Source organism: Variovorax sp. RKNM96 (assembly GCF_017161115.1).
Taxonomy (GTDB): domain Bacteria; phylum Pseudomonadota; class Gammaproteobacteria; order Burkholderiales; family Burkholderiaceae_C; genus Variovorax.
In genome coordinates, this window is sequence record NZ_CP046508.1 from 2083822 (window position 1) to 2106947 (window position 23126).

27 protein-coding genes are annotated in these 23126 nt (G+C 65.6%); all 27 read left to right on the forward strand.

Annotated elements, in window-relative coordinates; all coding sequences use genetic code 11:
- The 27 genes from GNX71_RS09420 to GNX71_RS09550 all read left to right on the forward strand — a co-directional run bounded on the left by GNX71_RS09420 (position 1) and on the right by GNX71_RS09550 (position 23117).
- Positions 1–501, forward strand: a complete 501-nt coding sequence (locus GNX71_RS09420; protein WP_206178072.1) for a hypothetical protein — start codon at positions 1–3, stop codon at positions 499–501.
- Entirely contained in the window at positions 423–1397 is a 975-nt protein-coding gene (locus tag GNX71_RS09425; RefSeq protein ID WP_277401897.1) for a radical SAM protein, read from the forward strand. The genes GNX71_RS09420 and GNX71_RS09425 overlap by 79 nt, the downstream gene beginning before the upstream one ends.
- A 480-nt stretch (positions 1398–1877) precedes the next feature.
- Positions 1878–2144 (forward strand): flagellar biosynthetic protein FliQ, encoded by a 267-nt coding sequence (locus GNX71_RS09430; protein ID WP_241027208.1) that lies wholly within the window; start codon positions 1878–1880, stop codon positions 2142–2144.
- A gap of 77 nt (positions 2145–2221) precedes the next feature.
- Entirely contained in the window at positions 2222–3004 is a 783-nt protein-coding gene (locus tag GNX71_RS09435) for a flagellar biosynthetic protein FliR (RefSeq protein ID WP_206178074.1), read from the forward strand.
- Complete coding sequence (locus GNX71_RS09440; protein ID WP_206178075.1) at positions 3004–4098, forward strand: EscU/YscU/HrcU family type III secretion system export apparatus switch protein; 1095 nt, start codon at positions 3004–3006, stop codon at positions 4096–4098. The genes GNX71_RS09435 and GNX71_RS09440 overlap by 1 nt, the downstream gene beginning before the upstream one ends.
- On the forward strand, positions 4095–6191 hold the full coding sequence (flhA, locus tag GNX71_RS09445) for a flagellar biosynthesis protein FlhA (RefSeq protein ID WP_206178076.1): 2097 nt from the start codon (positions 4095–4097) through the stop codon (positions 6189–6191). Before GNX71_RS09440 ends, flhA begins: the two co-directional genes overlap by 4 nt.
- 19 nt (positions 6192–6210) lie before the next feature.
- Positions 6211–7005, forward strand: coding sequence for a flagellar hook-basal body protein (locus tag GNX71_RS09450; protein WP_206178077.1), 795 nt, complete (start codon positions 6211–6213; stop codon positions 7003–7005).
- Between the two features lie 49 nt (positions 7006–7054).
- Entirely contained in the window at positions 7055–7843 is a 789-nt protein-coding gene (gene flgG, locus GNX71_RS09455; RefSeq protein ID WP_206178078.1) for a flagellar basal-body rod protein FlgG, read from the forward strand.
- Positions 7827–8885 (forward strand): flagellar basal body P-ring formation chaperone FlgA, encoded by a 1059-nt coding sequence (gene flgA / locus GNX71_RS09460; protein ID WP_241027209.1) that lies wholly within the window; start codon positions 7827–7829, stop codon positions 8883–8885. The genes flgG and flgA overlap by 17 nt, the downstream gene beginning before the upstream one ends.
- Entirely contained in the window at positions 8882–9484 is a 603-nt protein-coding gene (locus GNX71_RS09465; RefSeq protein ID WP_241027210.1) for a flagellar basal body L-ring protein FlgH, read from the forward strand. The genes flgA and GNX71_RS09465 overlap by 4 nt, the downstream gene beginning before the upstream one ends.
- Positions 9485–9519: 35 nt before the next feature.
- Positions 9520–10629 (forward strand): flagellar basal body P-ring protein FlgI, encoded by a 1110-nt coding sequence (locus GNX71_RS09470; protein ID WP_206178079.1) that lies wholly within the window; start codon positions 9520–9522, stop codon positions 10627–10629.
- A gap of 50 nt (positions 10630–10679) precedes the next feature.
- Positions 10680–11063 carry a flagellar basal body protein gene (locus GNX71_RS09475; protein ID WP_206178080.1) on the forward strand — a complete coding sequence of 128 codons (384 nt, stop codon included), beginning with the start codon at positions 10680–10682 and terminating at the stop codon, positions 11061–11063.
- 3 nt (positions 11064–11066) lie between these two features.
- Positions 11067–11543 carry a flagellar basal body rod protein FlgC gene (gene flgC, locus GNX71_RS09480; RefSeq protein ID WP_206178081.1) on the forward strand — a complete coding sequence of 159 codons (477 nt, stop codon included), beginning with the start codon at positions 11067–11069 and terminating at the stop codon, positions 11541–11543.
- Positions 11540–11893: a flagellar hook-basal body complex protein FliE gene (fliE, locus tag GNX71_RS09485; protein WP_206178082.1), complete on the forward strand. Its 354-nt coding sequence runs from the start codon at positions 11540–11542 to the stop codon at positions 11891–11893. Before flgC ends, fliE begins: the two co-directional genes overlap by 4 nt.
- Positions 11890–13416 (forward strand): flagellar basal-body MS-ring/collar protein FliF, encoded by a 1527-nt coding sequence (gene fliF / locus GNX71_RS09490; RefSeq protein ID WP_206178083.1) that lies wholly within the window; start codon positions 11890–11892, stop codon positions 13414–13416. The genes fliE and fliF overlap by 4 nt, the downstream gene beginning before the upstream one ends.
- Positions 13416–14036 (forward strand): hypothetical protein, encoded by a 621-nt coding sequence (locus GNX71_RS09495; RefSeq protein ID WP_206178084.1) that lies wholly within the window; start codon positions 13416–13418, stop codon positions 14034–14036. The genes fliF and GNX71_RS09495 overlap by 1 nt, the downstream gene beginning before the upstream one ends.
- 32 nt (positions 14037–14068) lie before the next feature.
- On the forward strand, positions 14069–14908 hold the full coding sequence (locus tag GNX71_RS09500; protein ID WP_206178085.1) for a FliH/SctL family protein: 840 nt from the start codon (positions 14069–14071) through the stop codon (positions 14906–14908).
- A 1-nt stretch (position 14909) separates the two neighbouring features.
- Positions 14910–16325 (forward strand): FliI/YscN family ATPase, encoded by a 1416-nt coding sequence (locus GNX71_RS09505; RefSeq protein ID WP_206178086.1) that lies wholly within the window; start codon positions 14910–14912, stop codon positions 16323–16325.
- Positions 16322–16819, forward strand: coding sequence for a hypothetical protein (locus GNX71_RS09510; RefSeq protein WP_206178087.1), 498 nt, complete (start codon positions 16322–16324; stop codon positions 16817–16819). The genes GNX71_RS09505 and GNX71_RS09510 overlap by 4 nt, the downstream gene beginning before the upstream one ends.
- Positions 16816–17676 carry a hypothetical protein gene (locus GNX71_RS09515; protein ID WP_206178088.1) on the forward strand — a complete coding sequence of 287 codons (861 nt, stop codon included), beginning with the start codon at positions 16816–16818 and terminating at the stop codon, positions 17674–17676. The genes GNX71_RS09510 and GNX71_RS09515 overlap by 4 nt, the downstream gene beginning before the upstream one ends.
- Positions 17676–18083, forward strand: coding sequence for a flagellar hook capping FlgD N-terminal domain-containing protein (locus GNX71_RS09520; RefSeq protein ID WP_206178089.1), 408 nt, complete (start codon positions 17676–17678; stop codon positions 18081–18083). Before GNX71_RS09515 ends, GNX71_RS09520 begins: the two co-directional genes overlap by 1 nt.
- A 36-nt stretch (positions 18084–18119) precedes the next feature.
- Positions 18120–19355, forward strand: a complete 1236-nt coding sequence (locus GNX71_RS09525) for a flagellar hook-basal body complex protein (protein WP_206178090.1) — start codon at positions 18120–18122, stop codon at positions 19353–19355.
- Positions 19352–20317 (forward strand): FliM/FliN family flagellar motor C-terminal domain-containing protein, encoded by a 966-nt coding sequence (locus GNX71_RS09530; RefSeq protein WP_206178091.1) that lies wholly within the window; start codon positions 19352–19354, stop codon positions 20315–20317. Before GNX71_RS09525 ends, GNX71_RS09530 begins: the two co-directional genes overlap by 4 nt.
- On the forward strand, positions 20314–20766 hold the full coding sequence (locus tag GNX71_RS09535) for a FliM/FliN family flagellar motor C-terminal domain-containing protein (protein ID WP_206178092.1): 453 nt from the start codon (positions 20314–20316) through the stop codon (positions 20764–20766). Before GNX71_RS09530 ends, GNX71_RS09535 begins: the two co-directional genes overlap by 4 nt.
- 3 nt (positions 20767–20769) lie before the next feature.
- A complete protein-coding gene (locus tag GNX71_RS09540) occupies positions 20770–21288 on the forward strand; it encodes a flagellar biosynthetic protein FliO (RefSeq protein WP_206178093.1) in 519 nt (172 codons plus the stop codon).
- On the forward strand, positions 21285–22223 hold the full coding sequence (gene fliP / locus GNX71_RS09545; RefSeq protein ID WP_241027211.1) for a flagellar type III secretion system pore protein FliP: 939 nt from the start codon (positions 21285–21287) through the stop codon (positions 22221–22223). The genes GNX71_RS09540 and fliP overlap by 4 nt, the downstream gene beginning before the upstream one ends.
- A gap of 12 nt (positions 22224–22235) precedes the next feature.
- Positions 22236–23117, forward strand: a complete 882-nt coding sequence (locus GNX71_RS09550; RefSeq protein WP_241027212.1) for a sigma-70 family RNA polymerase sigma factor — start codon at positions 22236–22238, stop codon at positions 23115–23117.
- Positions 23118–23126 lie beyond the last annotated feature (9 nt).

Sequence of the window (23126 nt, forward strand, 5' to 3'; positions counted from 1 at the left end):
ATGGAAAATCTAAAGGAAAAAATCAAATCTGCCAATTGGTTTGCCGCGATTGGTACGTACCCCGGCGGAGTGGGTAAGCGTTCGATAAAAAACTTGCATGCTTGGGATGAGACCATCTTCAAGGTTGGACTTGATCAAGAGCATGCGGCTATCGCCGAAGAAATGGATTGGCTTCCAAGTACGAAGGATGAGATTGATCCATTTTATGGGGACTCTTTGCGGCATGCTTTGGATTTGAAAAATTCAAATTACAAAGAAGATTTGAAGGAGGTTTACTCAATTGCGTTGAAGTCACTTCGCCATATTGAAGAGTCAAAATTAATATCAGGCCCACACAACTACGTAGAGGTGGCGAAAGGTGCGGCGCTTTATTGTTCCCGAATGGCGGCAGTTGAGGTTGTTGTGGGTCGGCCTGGGGTTTGGTGCGATTTGTTGGATATCTACTGCCAGGGGTATTGGCCTTGTGGCCGATTGAAAAATGGTACCTTGATTGTTTATTGAGACATTCGGAGTTATACGCAGCTTGCATCTCGGAGGAAATTTTCTTTACGACTGCGGGTCAATTTTGTAACCCGTTTTTAGCTCAAATAGCTGTTGGAGTTTTTTTGGTTCAACTGGGGAATCTATTCCATCAAATAGAGATAACAACCCGTTGCAACTTCTCATGCAGCTACTGCGCCGGCCGTTCCATGGACCAGCAGGACATGGATTGGGAAACCTTCAAAGCCATCGTCGACGGTCTCTCGCCGCAGCATCAACACTGCACGGTCTCACTACAAGGCGAGGGTGAGCCCTCCCTCCACCCCTTGTTCTGGTGCATGGCCGACTACGTAACCACAAGCGGCCACACCCCCTACTCGATCCTCAACGGCAGCCGTCTCGACGCAGCCCGCATCGCCGCAACATTCCCCCGAATCGGCATCTCCCTCGACACCCTGGATGCATCCACCGCAGAGCGCATCGGCCGCCACAACCTGACAAAGGTTCTGCGCAATCTCGAGGAACTCACCGCGGTCATGAGCCCGTCCCGCATCACGGTCATGTCCGTGGACATGGGCCAGCCGCTCGGCCCATTGCGCGCCTGGGTGCGCCAGCGCGGATTCGGCCGCCACGTGATCCAGCCCCTTGCCCGCAAGGACGACTACGCCAGGCACTACGGCACCGCCATCCGCTTCACACCTAGGCGCCAGCCCGAATCGGCCGTGCGTCCGTCGTCAACCTGCAGGTTCGTGCAAAGCGACCTCATGCGCTTCTATACGTGGAAGGGGCAGGAGCTGCCGTGCTGCTTCATCAAGGACACGACGGGCATCGAATCGATCCCGCAACTGAAGCAGTCCCTGGCTCGCGGTGAGGTGCCGCCGGGCTGCAGCGGGTGTTCCGAGCTCAGGCCTCTTTAGAACGCACGAGGAAAGAAGGCGCGAACGCCCAAGGTTCGCGTCTCGCGCACCACCATCTCCATCGCGAAGCGCCTGGCGTGGGCTTGAAGCAGCCGATGTCGGAAGCACGCAACGCGCGATTTCTGGACTGGTAAAAAAGATAGGAAGTCCAGAAAACTAATGATTAGGTGCTATTTTTTCGGCAAAAACAGCCGAACAATCGTTACTTAAGATTTCACTTTGGAAACGATTTAGAAACCTTCCCAGCAGGTTCTTTTCTTTGAAAAATGGTTGGCACTGGATCGGTGTATCCTTCCTGTAGGAGAGGGACTACGCTTTTGTGTCTATTCCTAAGTTTTTGTGTGAAGCGGCAATCCGTTTTTCAGTGTTTGCGAAACGAGTTGTTCCGATATTGATGTAACCGAGTGATAGCTATGTATCACTGGCTCGGTGAATTTCTGCACACAAAGGCCACAAAAGAGTGATCGAGGGGGAACTGAATTGCATGCCGACCTGGCTTTGAAAATGATGGCGGACCTGTTCTGGACAGGCCTGCTCCTGTGCGTCCCGCTGCTGGGTCTGACCATGCTGGTCGGCGTCCTGATCAGCGTGCTGCAGGTGGTGACGCAGGTTCAGGAAATGTCGTTGACCTTCGTCCCCAAGCTCTTCACCGCTGGTGCCGTCTTGATCGTGGCGGGTCCGTGGATGCTGGGCAAGCTCACCCAGTACACGGTCCAGCTCTGGAGCGGCATTCCTTCGATGTTCTGACTATCGATCGGGAACGTCCAGTGAATGCCTTGCCGTTGTATGCCGCGTCTGCGCTGCCTGGGGTCGTGGCCAACGGCATGGATACGTCCTGGCTGCTTCTGGTTGGACTGCTGGCCCTGCGTGTCGCCGCCACCTTTGCCATGACGCCTGTGCTGTATGCGGTGCCGTTGCCGGCCTCGGTGCGTGTGCTGCTGGTGGTTGGCCTGTCGGTGGCCATGGCCTCCGCGTTGCCTGTGACGGCCAGCCCCTCGATGGGTTGGGGGGCGCTTCTTTCTGCTGCCCTGTCGGAACTCGTGCTCGGTGCGACGCTGGGCCTGGGGATCCTGTTGGCCTTCGGCGCGTTCGCGGTGGCAGGGCAACTGCTCGATGTCCAGCTCGGCTTTGGCATCGCGCAGGTCTTCGATCCGGTCACGCAGCGCCCCGTTCCCATCCTCACTTCCGCCTTCGGCTACTTTGCCGTGCTGCTGTTCTTCCTGGTCAATGGGCACCACGCGCTGCTGCGCGGCATCAGCTACAGCATCGAGCGATTTCCCGTGGGGGCGCCCTGGTCGATCGCGCATGCAGCCGAGCCGGTAATCAAGCAGGCCTCCGGGTTGTTCAGCCTGGGCTTCGCGCTCGCGGCGCCCGTGGTGTTCTGCATCCTACTCGTGGAATTCGCGCTTGGCGTTGTCGGGCGCAACCTGCCGCAGATGAACATGTTCACGATGGGCATTCCAGTCAAGATCCTGGTGGGCCTGGTCGCGCTGTCGCTCTGGTTTGCCGGCATCGGCGGTGTCATGACGCGGGTCTACGCGAGCATCGCCACCACCTGGGACGGCATCTTCATCGCGGCGCCATCGCCGCAAGGGCCGGTGCGCTGATGGCCGAGCAAGACCTGGACCGCAACGAAGCGGCCACGCCCTACAAGCTCCAGCGTGCACGCGAGCGCGGCCAGGTGGCCAAGAGCGCCGACGTGGTGTCGGCCATCGTGTTCGCGGTGGCGGTGGTCTATCTCACCTGGCGCGGCTTCGAGGCCGTGGCGGGGCAGTTTCGCTTCGACCAGGCGCTGCTGATCCACGCGGGCCGCATGGATGCTTCCGGCGCGGGCCTGTGGCCGCTGATCGAGCGCGCACTGCGCGCGGCGCTGATGCTCGCGGCCCCGTTCTTTGCGACCGTCATGCTCGCGGCAATCATCGGCAACATGATGCAGACCGGCCCGATACTTTCCTTCGAGCCGGTGAAGATGGATTTCGACCGGATCAATCCGGTCAACGGCCTCAAGAAGCTGTTCTCGATGCGCGTGCTGTTCGACACGGCGCGCGCGGTCATCAAGCTTGCGCTGCTGGGGTTGGTGGCCGTCCTGGCGCTCAAGGCGTTGACCGGCCAGTTCTATGCGCTGGCCTCGCTCTCGGCCAATGGCTACCTGCACATCCTGCTGGATGACCTGTCCAGCGTCGGGCTCAAGATGGCGCTGGTGCTCGGGCTCATCGCATTGCTCGACCTGATGTACACGCGGCGCGAGTTCAGCAAGAAGATGCGCATGAGCCAGCGCGAACTCAAAGACGAGGCCAAGCATCGCGAAGGCGATCCGCGCATTCGCGCCCGGCTGCGCGAGCTGCGCAGGGAGACGCTCAAGAGAAGCCAGGCCTTGCGCCAGACGCGCAATGCGGACGTCGTGATCACCAACCCGACCCACCTGGCCGTCGCGCTGAAGTACGAGCATGGTCGGATGGCGTCCCCGCAGCTTCTGGCCAAGGGGGCTGGACACATGGCGGCGGCGATGCGGGAGATTGCGGCCCGCCATCGCATTCCCGTGGTGCAGAACCCCGCGCTGGCGCGGCGCATCTACAAGGAACTGCCGGTCGATCACCCAGTGCCGCCAGAGTTGTACGCGCAGGTTGCGCGCATCATCGTCTGGGTCTTCGCGATGCGCGAGCAGCGGCAAGGCCGTGCGGCCGCGGGAGGCTCGACATGAACGCGCTCGGCCGAATCCTCGGCAAGAACAGCGACATCGCGCTCGTGCTGCTCGTGCTCGGCGTGCTGGTGGTGCTCTTCGCGCCGATTCCCAGCGGGCTGCTCGACTTCCTGATCCTGAGCAACTTCAGCTTCGCGTTCCTGGTGTTGCTGCTGACCTTCTACATGGCCAGGCCGGTGGAGTTCTCGACGTTCCCGTCGCTGCTGCTGATCGCCACCTTGTTCCGGCTGTCGCTCAACGTGGCCGCCACGCGGCTCATCCTTTCCGACGGCGATGCCGGGCGGGTCATCGGTGCCATCGGCGCCTTCGTGGTGGGCGGCAACTACGTCATCGGGCTGATCGTGTTCCTGATCCTGATCGTGGTGCAGTACGTGGTGGTGACCAGCGGCGCGCAGCGCGTGTCGGAGGTGGCTGCGCGCTTCACGCTCGACAGCATGCCGGGCCAGCAGATGAGCATCGACGCCGATCTCAACATGGGCTTCATCGACCAGGCCGAAGCCCAGCGCCGGCGCAAGAACATCGAGAAGGAAGCCGGCTTCTACGGCGCCATGGATGGCGCCAGCAAGTTCGTCAAGGGCGATGCGATCGCGGGCATCATCATCCTGCTGATCAACATCATCGGCGGCCTGGTGATCGGTGTGATGCAGCACGGCATGCCCTGGGGCCAGGCGCTGCAGACCTACACGCTCCTGACCATCGGCGACGGCATCGTGACCCAGGTGCCGGCGCTCGTGATCGCCGTGGGCACCGGCATCATCGTCACGCGTTCGTCCTCCGATGCGAACCTGAGTCGCGAAGCCCTGCGGCAGGTGAGTTCGTTCCCCAAGACGCTGCTGCTGGTGGCGATGGCGCTGGGCGGACTTCTGGCGCTGCCCGGCATTCCCGCAGTGCCGACCCTCGCGCTGACCGTGTGCTTCCTGTTCGCAGCGACGATGCTGTACCGCGCTTCGAAGAGCAAGGCGCTGGAAGCGGGCGGCGCACAGGCGGCCGCCGGTTCGGCGAAGAGCGACATGCCGTCGTCGGCCGAAGGCGCGCCGGGTGCTGCCAGCGACGATCCCTATGCGCTGCTGCAGGTGGAGCCCATCGAAGTCCACATCGGGAGCAACTGGGTTCCCGTGGTCAACCAGCCCGGCGGCATCCTGATGGAGCGCATCTCCACCTTCCGCAAGCAGCATGCGCAGGAATTCGGGCTGGTGCTGCCCCGTGTGCGCTTCAAGGACTCGGCCCGGCTGTCGGCCGATCGCTACGAGATCCACCTGGACGGCGTCCTGGTCGGCAAAGGCGAGGCACGCGCGGACAAGCTGCTGGCCATCCATCCCGCGGGAGACACCAAATCCATTCCCGGAGAACCCACGCGGGACCCGACCTACGGATTGCCGGCGCTTTGGATCGACGAGAGCCAGCGCGAGGCGGCGAGCCGCGCGAAGTACACGCTGGTCGATGCGCCTACGGTGTTCATGACGCACCTGACCGAAATGCTCCGGCGCGAGTCGGCCACGCTGCTCACGCGCGCCGAGGTGGACCGACTGCTCGCGCGCGTGCGGCAGAGCCAGCCGGGTCTGGTCGAGGAGCTCATTCCGACCGTCCTGTCGTCGAGCGACGTCCAGAAAGTGCTGCAGAACCTGCTGCGCGAGAAGGTCTCGGTCCGCCACATCGAGGCCATTCTGGAGACGCTCTCCGACGCCGGGCGCACGAGCCGCGACGCCAACCATCTCACCGAGATCGTGCGCCAGCGGCTCGGCCACGCGATCTGCCAGGGCCTGATCGGCGAAGCGACATCGCTGCAGGTGCTGACGCTCGACCCTGCGATCGAAAGCCAGTTCATGCAGAGCGTCCACGCGGCAACGGAAGCCGGAGGCGCGCAGCCTTTTGTGCTCGACCCCCGCCTGTCCGAGGAACTGATGAAGCGCCTCGTGCAGCAGGCCGAACGCATGATGAAGAGCAACATGCTGCCGGTGCTGCTCTGCGCACCCGAGCTGCGCCGCCATGTGCGTGCGCTGTCGGAGCGCGTGATGCCGCACCTGCGCGTGCTCTCCATGGCCGAGGTGCCGAACACCATCGAGCTGAAGTCCTTCAGCGTCGTCCAACTTTGAGACCCGGAGCAGCACACCCATGAGCGACGTACTCGCCATCAGCCTCAACAGCATGCAGCAGGACATGGCGCGCCTCGAGCGCATCAGCATGAACATGGCCAATGCCACGACGCCCGGCTACAAGCGCGAGGTCGCGACCTCGCTGCCGATGGGTGCGGGCAGCTTCGCCGATGCGATGCGCGGCATCGAGGCCGCACAGGCGGGGCTGCAGCAAGCCGACGGCGTTGCGGGCCAGCTCGCCGCAACCGGCTCACTGCTGGTCCAGACCGACATGCGGCCGGGCACCTTCAAGACCACAGGCCAGAGCCTGGACGTCGCACTCGCGATGCCGGGATTCTTCGAGGTCTCCACCGAGAACGGCCTGGCCTATACGCGGCAGGGCAGCTGGCAACTCGATCCGCGCGGCCGCCTCGTCACGGCGCAGGGCCATCCGGTGATGGGGCGCGGCGGCGAGATCGTGCTCACGCGGCCCAACCCGGTGATCGACGCCACGGGCCAGGTGTTCGAGTCGAAGCCTGGCGGCGGCGCGGAAGCCACGCCCGTGGCCCAGCTCAAGGTCGTGCAATTCGATAACACGCAGAACCTGCGGCGCATGGGCGACGGCATGGTGAGCACGGAGCAGACGCCCACGCAACTCCTCGACGCCGACGTGCAGATCAAGCAAGGCTTTCTCGAGAACTCCAACGTGAGTTCGATGCGCGAGATGGCACAGCTGATCCAGTCGATGCGCCACTTCGAATCGATGCAGCGCGTGGCCCTGGGCTACGACGAAATGATCGGCGGCGCGGTCCGCAAGCTCGGCGAGCTTTCCTGAGCCGAATCCACAGCAGCGAATTCTTCACATCTTCCAGGGACAACCCATCATGTTCGACGCCCTCTACATCAGCGCCACCGGCATGCAGGCGCAGCAGCTCAACGTCGACACCGTCGCCAACAACCTGGCGAACGTGAACACCACCGGCTTCAAGAAAAGCAAGGTCGGCTTCACCGATCTCATGATGCGCGAGGCCGCGCGCCTGATGCCTTCGCAGGAGCAGGCCGGCATCCTCGGCGAGGGAAACAGGCTGGGCGCGGGTGTCGGCATCGTGTCGGTTTCCAAGCTGTTCGACATGGGCGATCTCAAGAAGACCGAGTCGGCCTTCGACATCGCGATCCAGGGCGAGGGCTTTCTCGAGGTGTCGATGCCCGATGGTTCGAGCGCCTACACGCGCGGCGGAACTTTCAAGGTCAACAACGAGGGCCTGCTGGCGACCTCGGGCGGCTATGCGCTCAAGCCCAACCTCGCGATTCCGGACAACGCCAAGAACATGCAGATCGACAGCGAAGGGCGCGTGCGAATCCAGGTGGCGGGGCAGGCCACGCCGATCGAAGTGGGCCAGCTCGACCTGGTGCGCTTCACCAGCCCGTCGGCCCTCATGCCCCAGGGCGACAACCTTTATCGTGCGAGCCCGGGTTCGGGCGAGGCAATCTCCGGCAAGCCGACCGAGGACGGCATGGGCAGCCTGGCCCAGGGCTTCCTCGAAGGCTCGAACGTCAAGCTGACCGAGGAGATGGTCAACCTGATGGTGGCCCAGCGTGTGTACGAGGCCAACGTCAAGGTCATGCAGGCATCGGACGAGATGTTGGGAATGATCAATGGCCTGCGCAAGTAGCAACGCCGGGGCCGCGCTGCTGGTCCTGTGCATGGCCGGTGTTCCGGCCGGCGCTTTCGCGGCATCGCCTGCGGGCGACGCCTCGGTCGCGATCGAACTGCGCCCCTGGGTCAAGGTGGACCAGGCCAGCGTTCGCCTGGGCGACATCGCCTTTCTGACGGCGCGCGACCTGCCGACGCTGCGCCGGCTCATGGCGTTGCCCATCGGCACCGCGCCGCGGCCCGGGTCTCCCGCCGTGCTGGATCGCGACACCCTCGCGCAATGGGTGGAGGCGCGCAGCGGCATGCCGTCGGTCGAGCGCGCAGCGGCGTCATTGCCCGCGATCCGATGGAGCGGGTCTGCCGAGACGACCATCGAGGCCGCCGCGCAGGAGTTGTCCGGCGAGACGGTGGTCGATGCGGCGCGTTCGGCGCTGCTTGCCTGGTTGTCCCAGCGCAGCGTGCGGGCCGAGGTGCAGCCGGTGTCCATCGCGCGCGATCTCGTGCTGCCCGCCGGCACGCCGGTGCTGCGGGTTCGGCCGCTCTCCAGCCAGGCCGCGCCCTCCAAGCGCATGCTGGTCTGGGTCGATGCCTGGGTCGACAACCGATTCGTGCGGACGACCGCCGTGACCTTCGAAGTGGACGCCTGGGCACCGGTGACCGTGGCGACGACAGGCGTGAGCAGCGGTACGGCCGTCGATGGCATCGTGCTGCGAGGTGCGACCACCACCCGCGAAGTCGATCTCACGAAGATCCCGCACGGCACGCCGCTGCTGGCCGCGGCCGATGGCACGTCAGGACTCGAAACGGGTCGCCAGCGGCTGCGCAGGCCGTTGAAGGCGGGCGAAGTGCTGATGGACGCGCATCTCGAGGCCACGCCCGCCGTGGTGCGCGGCAAGTGGGCGCACCTGCTGGCGCGCAGCGGCGACGTGTCGGTCGAGAGCCGTGTCGAAGTGCTGCAGGACGGACGCGAAGGCCAGGTCGTGCGCGTCAAGGTGCCCGGCTCCAGCGGCGAGGTGCTCGCGCGCGTGACGGGCCCAGGCCAGGTCGAGGTTCAACCATGAGCGCGCGGATTCGATTGGTCCCGGGCGGCCTGTTGTCGCTGGCGCTTGCCGCGGTTCTGTCGCTCGCGCAGCCTGCGGTGGCAGAGAGCCTCTACCAGGAAGGCAGCTATCGCTCGCTGACCGCCGACAACAAGGCTTTTCGCGTGGGTGATTCGCTCACGATCCAGGTCTTCGAGAACTCCTCGGCGACGACGAGCGCCAACACCGGCACGCGCCGTGCCAACGACATCAGCGGCTCGGTCACCCAGACCGGCAATCGCGTGGTGGGGCAACTGGGCATCGGCGTCACGGGCGACTTCGACGGCGGCGGCAAGACCCAGCGCGCCAACAAGCTGCTGGCGACGCTGACCGTGACCGTGCTGGAGGTGCTGGCCAACGGCGAACTGCGCGTGGCCGGCGAGCAACTGCTGACCGTCAACGAGGAGCTGCAGAAGGTCAACCTCGAAGGCCGTGTGCGTCCGCAGGACATCTCGGACGGCAACGTGGTTCTCTCCACGCGGCTGGCCGATGCACGCATCACTTATGTGGGTGAAGGCGATGTATCCGACCGCACGCGCCGCAGCGTATGGCGGAAGGTTTTCGATTGGCTGGGGCTGTGATGCGTCGAATCAATTCCACTCTTGCAGGCGGCGCGATGATTGCGATCGCGGTTGCCCTGTGCACCGGATCGCCAACGGTCGAAGCGGCCGCATCCGATGCGGTGCGTGTCAAGGATCTGGGCAAACTCAAGGGCTGGCGCGACAACGCGCTGATCGGAACCGGCATCGTCACCGGCCTCGCCGGCACCGGCGACTCGCCCTCCAACCGCACCACGCGTCAATCGCTGGCCAACGTGCTGTCCCAGTTCAATCTGACGATCGCGCCCGAAGCGGTGCAGAGCCGCAACGTGGCCGTCGTCATGGTCAGCGCCGCGCTGCCGACCTTCGCGCGCGAAGGCGACACGCTCGATGTCACGGTCAGCTCTGCGGGCGATGCGCGCAGCCTGGTCGGTGGGACCTTGCTGGTCACGCCGTTGAAAGGGGCCAATGGACGCGTCTATGCGCTGGCCCAGGGCGGCCTGACCGTAGGCGGCTATCGCTACGACGCCAACGGCAACGTGGTGCAGAAGAACCACCCGACCGCCGGATCGGTCCCCAATGGCGCGACCGTCGAAGTGGGCGTGAAGGCCGACATGCTGGACGCTCAGCAGAGCGTGACCTTCGTGCTTTCGGAGCCCGACTACACCACCGCCAACCGCGTGGCCAACGCCATCAACAGCCAGCTCGGAGGCAGCCTTGCGAAGGCGCGAGATGCCTCGGGAATCGAGATCGCCGTGCCGACCGCACAGCGCGACCAGCTGGTGAGCCTCTTCACCCGCATCGAGAACGTGACCGTCGAACCCGACCGGCGTGCCAAGGTGGTCATCAACGAGCGCACGGGCACCGTGGTTTCGGGTGGCGACGTGCGCATATCGAAGGTCGCGATCTCCCATGGCGACATCAAGATCGCGATCTCGAGCCAGAACACGGCCTCGCAGCCGATCAACATCTGGAACGGCGGCTCCGACATCCGCACGGCCATCGTGACCAACACGCGCGTCGATGTCGACGAGCCCAGCGGCACCGGCTTCGTGACCGGCGCCAATACCGTTTCCGATCTGGTGCAGTCGCTCGCGCGGCTCAAGACCAGCACGCGCGACGTGATCTCGATCCTGCGCGCCGTGAAGGCGGCGGGCGCGTTGCACGGCGAACTCGTCGTGCAGTAGCACTGCGATGCCCACAGATTCATCCCCACCGTAATGCCTCGGAGACAGACATGACAGACGGAATTGAGGCCGTGACCCGATCGGTGCTGGCCCTGGCGCTCGATGCGGCCAGCATGCGCCAGCAGGCGATATCGACCAACATCGCGAACGCCAACGCGGTCGGCTACGTGCCCCAGCGAGTGAGCTTCGAAGCCCAGCTGGACGACGCCCGGCGCAGCATGGCGCAGTCGGGAAGGCTCGATGCCTTCGCGTTGAGCCAGGTGCGTCCGCGCATTGAACCCGTTGTGGATGGCGCCGGTGCTCCTGTCTCGGTGCAACTGGACGTCGAGGCGGCCGAGATGGCGCGCAACGCGGTGCACTACCAGGCACTCGTGAAGGGCCTCTCGCGGCACTTCTCGATTCTTTCGATGGCGGCAGGCGACGGCAGAAAGTAAATCATGGACTACACCCAATCCTTTGCCATCAGTGCGATCGGCATGAACATCGAGCGCACACGTGTCGACGTCGCGGCGCTCAACCTGGCCAATGCCAACACCGTTCAGGGCGTCGGCGGCACCAGCTACCAGCCGCTGCGCGTGCTGGCCGAAGCCCGCATGCCCGGCGGCACGCTGGCGGGCGGTGATGCCGGCGCATTCGGCGCCTTGGTCGGCCAGGGGCTGGAGAGCGCGGACGTGGTGCCGCTGACGGCGCCGACGGTGCGCATCGTGCCCACCAACATCGCGCCGCGGCTCGTGTACGAGCCGGGCCATCCGCTGGCCGACGAGCGCGGCTTCGTCGCCTATGCCGGCGTCGACACCGCGACCGAAATGGTCAGCATGATGAGCGCGACCCGCGCCTACGAGGCCAACGTCTCGGCCATGAACACCACGCGCGCCCTGGCGCTGCGGGCACTCGACATCGGGAGCGGCGCATGACAGCTTTCATTCCCGTCGAAGCACTGTCTTCGCTGTCGCAGCAGGCGCAAGCCATGCTGGCCGCCAACCAGCCGGCCATGGTCCAGTCCGAGCCTTCCATGCCGTCCGCGGCTGGGTCCGCATCGGCAACGGGCTCGTTCGGTCAACTCGTGTCCAACGGACTGGCACAGGTCAACAACCAGTTGATCGGCAGCCAGGTCGACCTGCAGAAGCTCGCGGTCGGTGATGCGCAGAACCTGCACCAGATCATGATCAACCTCGAGGAAAGCCGCCTGTCTTTCCAACTGATGATGCAGGTGCGTAGCCGCCTGCTCGAGGCCTATCAAGACATCATGAAGATGCCGATATGAATTTCTGGCAAGGACTGACGCAGCGTGCGCGCATCGGCCTCGTCGGCGGTGCCGTGGTGATCCTGCTGGCGACGGCCGCCATGGCGTGGTGGCTGCTGCGCACCGAGTACCAGGTGCTGTTCGTGGACCTGAAGCCGCAGGATGCCCAGGCGATGACGACCGAGCTGGAGCGGCTCAAGATTCCGTACCACCTGGGCGACAGCGGCACGTCGATCCTGGTGGACAAGGCCACGGTGCATGCCACGCGCATCAAGCTCATGGGCAAGGAACTGCCGCTGCAGGGCGCGGTGGGGCTAGAGCTGTTCAACAACACCGACTTCGGCATGACGGAGTTCGCGCAGAAGATCAACTATCAGCGCGCGCTTCAAGGCGAACTCACCCGCACAATCCAGTCGCTGTCGGAGGTTCGCGAGGTCCGCGTGCTGCTGGCGTTGCCGGAGCAGGGGCTTTTCAAGCAGGCGACGTCGAAGGCCAAGGCCTCCATCACGCTCACGATGCGGCAGGGCCAGGCGCTGCGCGCGGAGCAGGTGATCGGCGTGCAGCGCCTGGTGGCCGCAGCCGTTCCGGGCATGGCAACGCAGGACGTCACGATCGTCGACAGCCACGGCGTGGCGCTCACGCGGCTGGAAAGCGGCAACGGCGAACTCGACATGAACAGCGCCCGGCTGGATCTCAAGCGCGACACCGAGGCCTATCTGTCGCGCAAGGTCGCGGCAGTGCTCGATCGCAGCTTTGGCGCAGGGCAGGCGCTGGCCAGCGTCGACGTGACCTTGAACATGGACCAGATCCGCACCACGACCGAAGACGTGTTGCCAGCTGCGTCGCGCTCCGGCCTTCAGGCCACGGGCGTGGTGGTGCGCGAGCGCGAGGTCCTTCGCGACACCGGCGCCGCGCTCGACACCAAGGTGAGCGACACCGGCGGCCCGCGCGGCGGCAGTGCGCAGCGCGATGTCGAGTACGCGGTGGGTCGCCGCGTCGAGCAGGTGGTCAGCCAGCCCGGTTCCATCCGGCGCGTGCAGGTCGTGGCCGTGGTGCGCAAGGCGCTGGATGCAGTGCAGGAAGACCAGTTGCGCAAGGTGATCGCCGCGGCCGTCGGCGCTTCCATCGAGCGTGGCGATACCGTGGTGGTCCAGTCGCTGGCGAACGGCGCGATTTCCGGTGCCGACGCTGCAACGGCTCCCCCGGGTTCGGTGGGTGCATCCGTTCCGGAGGCTGAGAGTGCGGGAAGTCCGGCGGCGATCGCTCCGTTTTCCATGGGAGGGCCATCCTTCTGGCAATGGCTGGTGGCGGGCGTGCTGGTGGCGCTGGTTGTCGTGCTGCTCTTGCGGGCCGGCCGGCGCGGCGTGTGGGCAGGAGGCGCACGCGGCTCAGCGCCGCTTTCGGAGGCGGAGCGCGCGATCGCGCTGCGGCGTGTGCGCGACTGGATGCGCGATGCGGCGCCGGCAACCGCAGCAGGCCCCACGGCCTCCGGCCCTGCTGCCGGCATGCCCGCCGCAGTGCCGGGAACGAGGAGAAGCACCTGATGCTTTCCGAATCCACCGGTGCCCGCCACGCGGCGCTGTTGCTTCATGCCATGGCGCCGGTGGATCGCGCCTGGATGCTCGACGCGTTGCCGCCAGCAGAACGGGACGGCCTGCAGAGTCTTCTCGCGGAACTCGACGCCCTGGGCATCGAGCGCGACCCTGCGCTGGTCGCCGAGGCCACCGCAGATCCTGTCGGTCCGGCTGTTACCTCCCTTCCCGAATTCGACACCGACGTGCGCCAACTGGTGCCCCTGTCGGACGAGGCGTGGCTCCATGCGCTCGACGCGGACCGGCTGCAGGCGCTCATCCAGTGCATGCGTGCCGAGCCCGCCGGCCTGGTTGCCGAATGGCTCCGGCTCGCCGACTGGCCGTGGCGCGAGGAATTGCTCGCTGCGCTGGAGCCAGTCCAGCGGCGCAGGATCGAGGCGATCCTGTCGGCTCCGGCGGCCGCGTCGAAGACCCCGCCGGGCATGCGCGCAGCCATGATCTCGGCCGTGGCCGAGCGCCTGCAGGGTCTGCCACCGGTGGGGGCCATGTTCACCGCGCCATGGCATCGGCTGAAGCATTCGATGGGGCGCATCCTCCGAGGTGCACGGCCGCAACGGAGCGCACAGCGGTGACAGGCCAACAGTCCTACGGGGATGCCGAAGCGATGCCGATCGTGCTGCGCGACGTGGTCATGCAGGGACAGGTCGCGCTGACGCGACCGGGTGACCGGCATGCGGGCTCTTCGCAGCCGCGGCCGCAGGGTCCGAGTCTGGTTCCGGTGCCGGCGGGCCACAGGGGCGAGCCTCGGTTGGCCGGGACGCCTTCGGCCTCCGAGGCGTTGATGGTGGCCGAACCGGCGGCGCAGGCCGCCGCCGTGCAGATCGAGGAAGAAGCCAGGCGCAGAGGCCACGAGGAAGGTCTTGCCAAGGGCCTGGCGGAAGGGCGCGAACGTGCGGCAGAGGACGCGCGACAAGCTGCGGCCGAGGCCGAACACAAGGCCGCACGAGACCTGGAGGCGCGCGCCGAGCGGCTGACCCAGGAGCTCCAGAAGCAGGCCCAGGCTGCCGTGGAGGCTCGCGTGCAGGCACTGAACGGTCTGATCGACGGGCTGCCGCCGCTGATCGAGGCCCGGTTGTCCGATGCGGAAGACGACATGCTGGCGCTCTGCTTCGAAACCGTTTGCTGCATGCTGGGCGAGGCCGCGGCGCAGCCCGGACTGGTGCGGGCTCAGCTGGTGCAGGCCATGAGCCGGCTGCGAAGCCGGCGCCTGGTGGCGATTCATCTCCACCCCGACGATCTGGCCGCGCTGCAAAGGACGCAGGATGCATCGCCCCTGCCGGGAGGCGAGGACGTGCAGTGGATCGCCAGCGCCGAGGTCGCGCTGGGCGGTTGCATCCTTCAATCGCCCGAGGGTGGGCTCGATGCGCGATTCGAGACACAGCTGCATGCCTTGCGCGATCTTCTGCTGCAGTCCCGGGCCCTGGCCCGGCATCAGGAGGCCTGAGATGGAAGCCCTCCGCCTCAGCCGCAAGGCGCTCCAGGTAACCGATCTGCATCGGCGGATCGGCTGGGTGCGCGAGATGCAGGGCCTGGCCATCGACGCGATCGGTCCCGATGCGGCGGTGGGCGAGCTCTGCCGCATCATGGTGAGGACGCACCGCAGGCAGGGCGCGGACGGCACTGCCGATCACGGGGGGGAAGAACCGGCCGGTGTGCTTGCCGAGGTGGTGGGACTGAAGCCCGGCCGCGTCACGCTGATGCCCTATGGTTCGGTGGAAGGAATTGCGGCCGGTTGCGAGGTTCGCGCACTGGGCGCGGATTCACAGATCGACGTCGGCCCCGCGCTGCTGGGTCGCGTGATCGACGGCTTCGGCAAGCCGCTCGACGGCATGCCCAGGCCGCTTACCCGTCTGCGCCGCTCCCTGAAGGCTGCGCCGATCAATCCGATGCAGCGTCCCCCGATCGAGCGCGTGCTGGAGACCGGGATCCGCAGCATCGACGCGCTGCTTACTTTGGGGCAGGGCCAGCGCGTCGGCATCTTTGCGGGCAGCGGTGTCGGCAAGAGCACCCTGCTGGGGCTGCTGGCGCGTCATGTGAAGGCACAGGACGGCGCCGACGGGCAGACAAGCATCAACGTCATCGCGCTCATCGGCGAACGCGGCCGCGAGGTGCGGGAGTTCATCGAGAAGCAGCTGGGTCCCGAAGGTCTGGCGCGCTCGGTGGTGGTTGTCGCGACCTCCGACCAGCCGGCGCTTGCGCGTTTGCGCGCGGCCTATGCGGCGCTGGCCATCGCGGAATACTTTCGCGACGAGGGCCGCAACGTGCTGCTCACCATGGATTCGATCACCCGCTTTGCGATGGCGCGGCGCGAGGTGGGGCTGTCGGCCGGCGAGCCACCGACGGCACGAGGCTACACGCCATCGGTATTTGCCGAGCTGCCCGAACTTTGCGAGCGTTGCGGCACGGCGCCCGGCGGCGGTTCCATCACCGCGCTGCTCACCGTGCTGGTCGAGGGCGACGATCTCAACGAACCTGTTTCGGATGCGCTGCGCGCGATTCTCGACGGGCACATCGTGCTGTCGCGGCATCTCGCGCACCGCGGGCACTACCCGGCCATCGATGTGCTCAAGAGCGTGAGCCGGCTGATGCCCGAACTCGCGGACAAGGAACAGCGCGCGCTGGCCGTGTCGGCCGTGCAGCAGCTGGCCGTGCTGGAGCGCAATCGCCAGATGATCGACATCGGCGCCTACGAGAAGGGCGCGAACGCGGAACTGGATCAAGCGATCGGCATCGAGCCGGGACTTCAAGCGTGGCTGCGGCAGAGCATCGGTGGCGTGCCGCGGATCGCGTCGATCCAGGGGCTGCGCGAGATTCTCGGTCCCGTTCCCGCCGTCGCAGTCTCTGCAGGACGCAAGCCATGACCGAAACCACAAGTGCCGCACGCGATGTCGATGTGCGTGGCTTCATCTATCCGCTCGAACCCATCCGGCAGCGCCAGCAGTGGCGCCTTGACAAGTCGATGGCTGAGCTTGCGCGGGCGCAACAGGCGATTCTGGAAACGGAAACCGAAATGACCCGCCTGCAGCACGCGCACGATCGGCAGGCGACGGCGGTGGCCCAGGCTTTGCCCCTGCGCCTGGACCCGGCCGCCCATCGGCGCGCGCTGGACTACCTTGCGCACCTGCGCGGGCAGCGACAGCAGCTGGACGTGCAGCGCAAAGACCAGTGCGTCGCGAGGGATCGCCTGCGGCAGGAGTGCCTGGCGCAGCAGGTGCGCCTCGACGGCCTGGCGCGTCACAAGGAGGATGCCCTGACAGAGTACGCGGACGAGATCCGCCATCGCAACAGCAACGAGCAGGACCGCGACTGGCTCGCGCGTTCGCCGTTCGCACGTCCGCCTCGGGAGGCCGAATGACCGTGGAATCCACTGGCGCCTCTGGCGCGATGCCGCCTGCGCGGCGTGGCGGGACGTCGACGCCCGCAGGCGCTGACGATGCAGCACAGCGCCAGTTGGCATGGCAGCGCGAGATGGAGCGCGCGCAGATGACGGGCTGGTTCAAACCGGTCGGCGCCGGAGGAACGGACAGTGCGCCGGAAGCTGTCAACCAGGCACCCGACGAGCGCACCCGTGGCCAGGGCGACGGCACACAGCGCAATGGGCCGTGGGGACGCTTTCTTCCAGCGAACCTGCTGGATGCTGCCAGCCTGATGCCGGAACCCGCAGCGGTGTCGCCGGTTGTGAGCCAGCCTACGGGAGGGGGCATGGGCGCAAGGGCGTTTGCAGTCCGTGTGGCAGTCGGCCTGTCGACCCAGCCGTCGGTGGCCGTCGAAGTCGAGCCCAAGACCACGAGGGATGTCCGCGTCGAACCCCGTCTTCCCCTTCGACCGGGAGCGCAGGCGCACGCCGGGTTGGAAGTGCAGACGCCTTCCCCGCTGGAAGACGGCGCAGATGCCGCATCCGATGCGCTTCAGACGAAGCCCTTGGAACAGCTTGCACCCGTGCGACTGCATGAAGAAGCAACGCCGCGAGGCCAAGCCGTCTGGATCGCCATGCGCGCCGACGACGATGCATTGGCCGCCATGCTGCCCCAACTGGTGGCAGACCTGCAGCATGGCTTGCTGCAACGTGGCGAGCGGCTTCACCAGGTCGTGTGCAACGGGCGCCTGGTCTGGCGCGATGGAGCGTCCGCGTTGCCGGGCGACAGGTTCATTTCCCGTATCGACGACAACCGTCGGGCGTTTTTCGATTCGATCGACCCAAAGGAGGCGTGATGGCCATTGAAGCAATTACCGGTTCCAGCAGCACCACCCCCAACCTGCAGGCCAACAGCCTGGGCATGGAGGATTTCCTCAAGATCCTGCTCACCCAGCTGACCTACCAGGACCCCCTGAAGCCCATGGACAACCAGGAGTTCATGGCGCAGATGGCCCAGTTCACGAGCCTGGAGCAGACCCAGCAGCTCAACAACAAGATCGAAACGCTCATCACCAATCAGGCGGCCCTGCAATCGGTTGGCCTGATCGGCAAGACCGTCGATGTGTCGACGCCATCGGGGCTGCTCACCGGCACCGTCAGTGCGTTGTCGCTGTCGGGTGACTCGCCGTTGTTGACCGTCAAGACGTCGGCAGGAGCCTTCTTGAACGACATCTCGCTGAGCCAGCTCGTGGCGGTGCGATGAGCGAGCCTCGCAGCCCGAACCTCCGGAGCATCCTCCATGCTTGAATCCATCTACGTCGGAATGACAGGCCTCCTGGGCTACTCGCGCGGCTTGCGCGTGATTGCCAACAACACGGCCAACCTCAATACCCCGGGCTTCAAGAGCTCGAGTCTCCAGTTCGCGGATCTGTTCTATACGGGCGGCAACCTGGGCGGAGGCAGTGCGAACCAGAACTACAGCCAGGTCGGGTTCGGCCTCAATACGCTCGGAACGACGATGTCGTTCAAGCAAGGCGAGCTGCGCGGGACCGGCAACGATCTCGACCTGGCCGTCGACGGCCAGGGCTTGTTCGTCCTCGAGAACGCCGACGGGAAGGTCAGCTATACCCGCGCCGGGCAGTTCAAATTCGATACCAATGGTGTTCTCGTGAGCAGGGCCGGCGGCGAAAAGGTCATGGGGCTCGATGAAAGCGGCGGGTTCAGCGAGATCTCGCTGGCCGGGCAGACAACCGACGGTGGCAGGCCGAGTTCCACCTTCAAATTGATCGGCAACCTTTCGGCCACCGCGACTGGCACGCCGCCTGGCACGCCGCCCGTCCAGCAGCCTCCTGCTTCGCCGGCCGACAAGATGACCATTCCAGTGATCGATGCAATCGGGGCACGGCACGTATTGATTCCCCGATTCACGACGCTCAGCACATCGGCCACGGCCGGCGCCAACATCAAGGTCGAACTTCTCGATGGGAGCACGGTGGTCGGCAGCGGCCAACTGGTCTATGGCGAGGCGGGGAAACCGAAACCCGAAACAGCGGTGGTATCCATCGCGTACACGCCGCCCGGGATGGACCCGATGGCCCTGAAGCTGGATCTCTCGGAGACGCGTTTTCTGGCCGGGAACTACGGCATCGAGGTGCAGGAGCAGGACGGTCTTGGCCCCGGCTCTCTCAGCGGCACCGCTTTCGACGGCGCCGGCATCTTGAAGCTGACCTACACGAACGGCAGAACGGTCAATGGCAAGCAGTTGGCGCTCGCACGGTTCGACTCGCCCGACGCGGTCGGCGCACTGGGCAGCAACCAGTTCGAGATCCTGAACCGAGACGCCTGGCATTTCGGTGCCGGCGGAGAGGGCGCTTTCGGCGCCGTGGTGTCGGGCCGGGTTGAAATTTCCAATGTGGACCTGTCGCAGGAGTTCAGCGATCTGGTGATCATGCAGCGCGGCTATCAGGCCAGCTCGCAGGTGATCTCGACCGCCAACGACATGCTGCAGGAACTGTTCTCGATGAAGAGCAAATGAACGTCCTGGCTTCTCACGCCCCGTCCGGTTCGGCGTTGCTGGACCCGGTCGAATCCGCCCTCGAGGCGCGGCCTTTGCGCAGTTGGCGCGACGCGCAGAAAGAGGCTGTGCGCCAGCACTTCGCGGCGCTGCATCGCGATTGGAGCGCCGAATGGATGCCCACGCGCGAAGGCGTGTCCGTGGCGTCCGAGGTCCGGGTGAGCGAGCCCGACGGGACCATGGTGCTTCCTGCCGAGGGCATCGCCTGCTGGTCTTTTGCCGACCCGTCGCGCCGCGGCACCAGCGCGCGGAATCTCGACGCGGCCCAGGCCGCCATCCGCGCGATTGCAGACCGGATGTTCGCGTTCGACATGGGCACGACGACTGCTTTGGCACAGGAGCCCGCAAGGATTGCTCCCGCGGTGGCCCGAGCGGCCTGGGCAGACTGGCTGCATCGCATCGATGCGATGCTGGAAGGCTTTTCGCTCACGAACCAGGAGCCCATTGGCACGCAGGGAGCGGGTGTCCCTTCCGGCGCGTGGTCCGGTGTGCTGTGCGTGCGATGGTCCTGGTGCGGCGGAGCCTGGAGCCTGGGGCTGCCGCATGACGCGATCGCGGCGTTGCTGGGCAGCCAGGCCGCATCGAAGCCCGCACCACCTCGTCCGGATCCGGAGAGCCCACCCAAGGAGCGCCTGGACCGGGCCCTGGCAGACCAGCGCCTTGCGCTTCGCGTCATGCTCGAGGGCGTGGAACTCAATCTGGGTCAACTGCAGGAACTGCGGCTCCACGACGTCGTGCCGCTGGGGCACGCGCTGAGCGACCCGGCTCGGGTCGTGAGCGCAGACGGCTCGCCGGTCTGCGAAGGCTGGCTGGGGCAAAGCGAGGGGCGGATCGCGGTCGAGCTCGCCGTGCTCGTACCAGCCCCTGCCGCGGCCATGGCGCCGCTCTCGAACATTCATCCATCGAAGGGAAAAATCCAATGACACAAGCTCTGGAAGGCATCGTCGCCGATCACCGTGTCGGCGCATCCGGCAGTGCCACCGAATCACGCGGCGAGAGCCGGGCACGCCCGGCATCGGGCAACCACGCGCCCACCGCGCAGATCATCGCGCTGCCCGACCTCCATGTCGGCGCCGACGGCGATGCTGCGAATCATGCGGGCGATGCCACCATCCTCAAGGACTGGAATCCCCTGCATCAGATCAAGGCCAAGCTGCAGGTGTGCGTGGGAGAGGCGACCATCTCGGTGGGGGAACTGCTCGGCGCCAGGGAGCATCAGGTCCTGCGGCTCGACCGCGAGATCGATCAGGCGGTCGACCTGACCATCGAGGGCAAGGTGGTGGCGCGCGGTCAGCTGGTGGCCGTGGATGGGCACTTTGCGGTGCGCATCACCGAGCTGCCCGTTGCGCTGGGCCTGGCGTCGGGATCCTGAGGGATGGGCGAACCGGCGTTTCGATCCATGCGGGCCGCGATCCGCGGGCTGGTCATTGCTTGCCTTGTCGCGGCGGCGGGGTTGTTGCCATGGGGGCAGAGCCATGCTCAGGACGCGCAGGACGGCGCAACGGCGTCGTCCGGCAGAACCAGCCTGCCCGCCAGCATTCCGGTCAAGCGCGAGCCCTCGGTCGAGGGCGCAGCAGATAGCGGCAGTCGGTGGTGGATGGTCATTCCGGTTGCAGCGGGCCTTCTTGCATTCGCGGTGATCGCCGCGCGACGCAATGGGCAGTCGGCGAAGCCCGCAGGCGCTTGGCGAATGCGGTTCGGAAAACTGCCGGGCACCGCGTCGTCAAACGAGATTCAACGCGTCTCGAGCACGCGCCTGACGCCGCGCCACAGCCTGCATGTGGTGGTCTGGAACGGGCGGCAGCTGTTGCTGGGCTGTACGGACCAATCCGTTCAACTGCTCGCGGAGTCGCCGGTTGCCGGCGAAACGACCGAACTCGGAGTGACGCAATGAGGCGTGTCGTTGCCGGTTCGGACATGCGCACGAAACAATCTTGGGTTGCCGTCCTCGCCCTCGCGCTGTGGGTCGCCGTTTTGCTGGGCTGGCCTGTCAGCGATGCGCGGGCCCAGGCACAGGAAGAGGTTGTGTCGGAAACCGTGCCCGCCCCCAGCGAGCCGCCGCCCGTGATTTCTCCGGCGCCCGCCGTGACAGCGGACGTGCCGGCGCCCGCGCCGAAGTCCGCGGCGCCGGCGCCGAATCCTGCCCGACCCAAGGCGCAGCCAGCCGCGAATCCCGTCGCAGCGGCCGCGACGCCGGCGACGGAAACCGCCCAGGCGCTGCGGGTGGTTCTGGGACTGACCGTGCTGGCCATCCTGCCGGCGCTGCTGGTCTGCCTCACCAGCTTCCTGCGCATCATCGTGGTGCTGTCGATGCTTCGCCACGCGATCGGCATGAACGAGACGCCTCCCAATACGGTCCTGATCGGCCTGGCGCTCTTCCTCACGCTTTTCACGATGTCGCCCGTGCTGCAAAAGGTCAACCAGGACGCGTTCGAACCTTTCATGGCAGGCAAGCTCTCGACCGAGCAGGGCTACACCCAGGGCATTGCGCCGCTGCGCGAGTTCATGGTGCGGCAAACGCGAGAAGCCGACCTGGCATTGATGGTGGAGCTATCGAAGGCGCCCACGCCCAAGTCGATGGACGACATCAGCAACGTGCAGCTCATACCGTCGTTCATGCTCTCGGAGCTGCGCTCTGCGTTCCAGATCGGCTTTGTGATCTTTCTGCCTTTTCTGCTGATCGACCTGATCGTGTCGAGCATTCTCATGGCGCTCGGGATGATGATGATGCCGCCGACCACGATTGCGCTGCCGCTCAAGATACTGATGTTCGTCCTGGTCGATGGCTGGAGCCTGGTGCTCAAGGCGCTGGTGGGCAGTTTTCACTGACGTGCCGCACGCATGACCATGCCTCGCCTGAGTCCAGCGCCGCCAGCGTTGCTCCAGCCTTTCCCGGACCTCGAGGCCGAGACCGGAAAGATCCTGGGAGAGCTCCCGGAGGCGCCGGATCCCATGGCCTCGCTCTGGCTTCGCTGGCGCAGGCAGGGCGACGAAGGTGCTCGCGAACAACTGATCGATCACTATCTGCCCTATGCACGGATGATGGCGGCGATGGTCTACGGACGCCGCACCCACAACGACGTGGAGTTCGAGGACTACCTGCAGTTGGCACGTATCGGATTGCTTGAGGCCGTCGACCGTTTCGATCCCGATCGGGGGGCTCGGTTCAAGACCTTCGCGGCGAGGCGCGTGCAGGGCGCCGTTCTCAACGGGCTGACACGTCTCACCGAGAAGAATCAGCAGATCAGCGCCCAGATGCGCCTGCGGCGGGAGCGGCTCGAGGCCGTCAAGGAGGCCGCCTCGGCGGAGGTTGCCGGCGACAACGCAAGCATCGTCGATGACAAGGCCCCGGGTGCAGACAAGCTGTTTCGGTACCTGGCGGAGGTCGGCATCGGGATTGCGCTGGGTGTCCTGCTCGAAGGCACGGGCATGGTGGATGCCGAGGCCTTCGACAACAATGACCATGTCGCTTCGCCGGAGGTCAGCTATTTTCGAAAATCCGAGATCCTGCAGTTGCACGCGGTCTTGCGCGGCTTGGTGGACCAATTGGGCGAGCGGCAGAAAACGGTGATCCGCTACCACTATCTGCAGGAGATCCCGTTCGACGAGATCGCCAGATCCATGAACATCACGCGCGGGCGCGTTTCGCAGTTGCATCGGGAGGGCCTGTCGCGGTTGCGCGAACTGCTCCGCAAGGATGCACGCTGCGACGTGTCCTGGTGACACACGCCA

What these genes read in the sequence shown, in the direction of transcription:
- flhA (WP_206178076.1), top strand. Translation starts at nt 4,095, where the DNA reads ATGAACGCGCTCGGCCGAATCCTCGGCAAGAACAGCGACATCGCGCTC.
- GNX71_RS09525 (WP_206178090.1), top strand. Translation starts at nt 18,120, where the DNA reads ATGCTTGAATCCATCTACGTCGGAATGACAGGCCTCCTGGGCTACTCG.
- fliF (WP_206178083.1), top strand. Translation starts at nt 11,890, where the DNA reads ATGAATTTCTGGCAAGGACTGACGCAGCGTGCGCGCATCGGCCTCGTC.
- GNX71_RS09450 (WP_206178077.1), top strand. Translation starts at nt 6,211, where the DNA reads ATGAGCGACGTACTCGCCATCAGCCTCAACAGCATGCAGCAGGACATG.
- flgA (WP_241027209.1), top strand. Translation starts at nt 7,827, where the DNA reads ATGGCCTGCGCAAGTAGCAACGCCGGGGCCGCGCTGCTGGTCCTGTGC.
- GNX71_RS09500 (WP_206178085.1), top strand. Translation starts at nt 14,069, where the DNA reads ATGCCGATCGTGCTGCGCGACGTGGTCATGCAGGGACAGGTCGCGCTG.
- flgC (WP_206178081.1), top strand. Translation starts at nt 11,067, where the DNA reads ATGGACTACACCCAATCCTTTGCCATCAGTGCGATCGGCATGAACATC.
- GNX71_RS09465 (WP_241027210.1), top strand. Translation starts at nt 8,882, where the DNA reads ATGAGCGCGCGGATTCGATTGGTCCCGGGCGGCCTGTTGTCGCTGGCG.
- GNX71_RS09550 (WP_241027212.1), top strand. Translation starts at nt 22,236, where the DNA reads ATGACCATGCCTCGCCTGAGTCCAGCGCCGCCAGCGTTGCTCCAGCCT.
- GNX71_RS09510 (WP_206178087.1), top strand. Translation starts at nt 16,322, where the DNA reads ATGACCGAAACCACAAGTGCCGCACGCGATGTCGATGTGCGTGGCTTC.
- GNX71_RS09420 (WP_206178072.1), top strand. Translation starts at nt 1, where the DNA reads ATGGAAAATCTAAAGGAAAAAATCAAATCTGCCAATTGGTTTGCCGCG.
- GNX71_RS09495 (WP_206178084.1), top strand. Translation starts at nt 13,416, where the DNA reads ATGCTTTCCGAATCCACCGGTGCCCGCCACGCGGCGCTGTTGCTTCAT.
- GNX71_RS09470 (WP_206178079.1), top strand. Translation starts at nt 9,520, where the DNA reads ATGATTGCGATCGCGGTTGCCCTGTGCACCGGATCGCCAACGGTCGAA.
- GNX71_RS09530 (WP_206178091.1), top strand. Translation starts at nt 19,352, where the DNA reads ATGAACGTCCTGGCTTCTCACGCCCCGTCCGGTTCGGCGTTGCTGGAC.
- GNX71_RS09475 (WP_206178080.1), top strand. Translation starts at nt 10,680, where the DNA reads ATGACAGACGGAATTGAGGCCGTGACCCGATCGGTGCTGGCCCTGGCG.
- GNX71_RS09440 (WP_206178075.1), top strand. Translation starts at nt 3,004, where the DNA reads ATGGCCGAGCAAGACCTGGACCGCAACGAAGCGGCCACGCCCTACAAG.
- GNX71_RS09435 (WP_206178074.1), top strand. Translation starts at nt 2,222, where the DNA reads ATGGATACGTCCTGGCTGCTTCTGGTTGGACTGCTGGCCCTGCGTGTC.
- fliE (WP_206178082.1), top strand. Translation starts at nt 11,540, where the DNA reads ATGACAGCTTTCATTCCCGTCGAAGCACTGTCTTCGCTGTCGCAGCAG.
- fliP (WP_241027211.1), top strand. Translation starts at nt 21,285, where the DNA reads ATGAGGCGTGTCGTTGCCGGTTCGGACATGCGCACGAAACAATCTTGG.
- GNX71_RS09505 (WP_206178086.1), top strand. Translation starts at nt 14,910, where the DNA reads ATGGAAGCCCTCCGCCTCAGCCGCAAGGCGCTCCAGGTAACCGATCTG.
- GNX71_RS09540 (WP_206178093.1), top strand. Translation starts at nt 20,770, where the DNA reads ATGGGCGAACCGGCGTTTCGATCCATGCGGGCCGCGATCCGCGGGCTG.
- flgG (WP_206178078.1), top strand. Translation starts at nt 7,055, where the DNA reads ATGTTCGACGCCCTCTACATCAGCGCCACCGGCATGCAGGCGCAGCAG.
- GNX71_RS09515 (WP_206178088.1), top strand. Translation starts at nt 16,816, where the DNA reads ATGACCGTGGAATCCACTGGCGCCTCTGGCGCGATGCCGCCTGCGCGG.
- GNX71_RS09520 (WP_206178089.1), top strand. Translation starts at nt 17,676, where the DNA reads ATGGCCATTGAAGCAATTACCGGTTCCAGCAGCACCACCCCCAACCTG.
- GNX71_RS09535 (WP_206178092.1), top strand. Translation starts at nt 20,314, where the DNA reads ATGACACAAGCTCTGGAAGGCATCGTCGCCGATCACCGTGTCGGCGCA.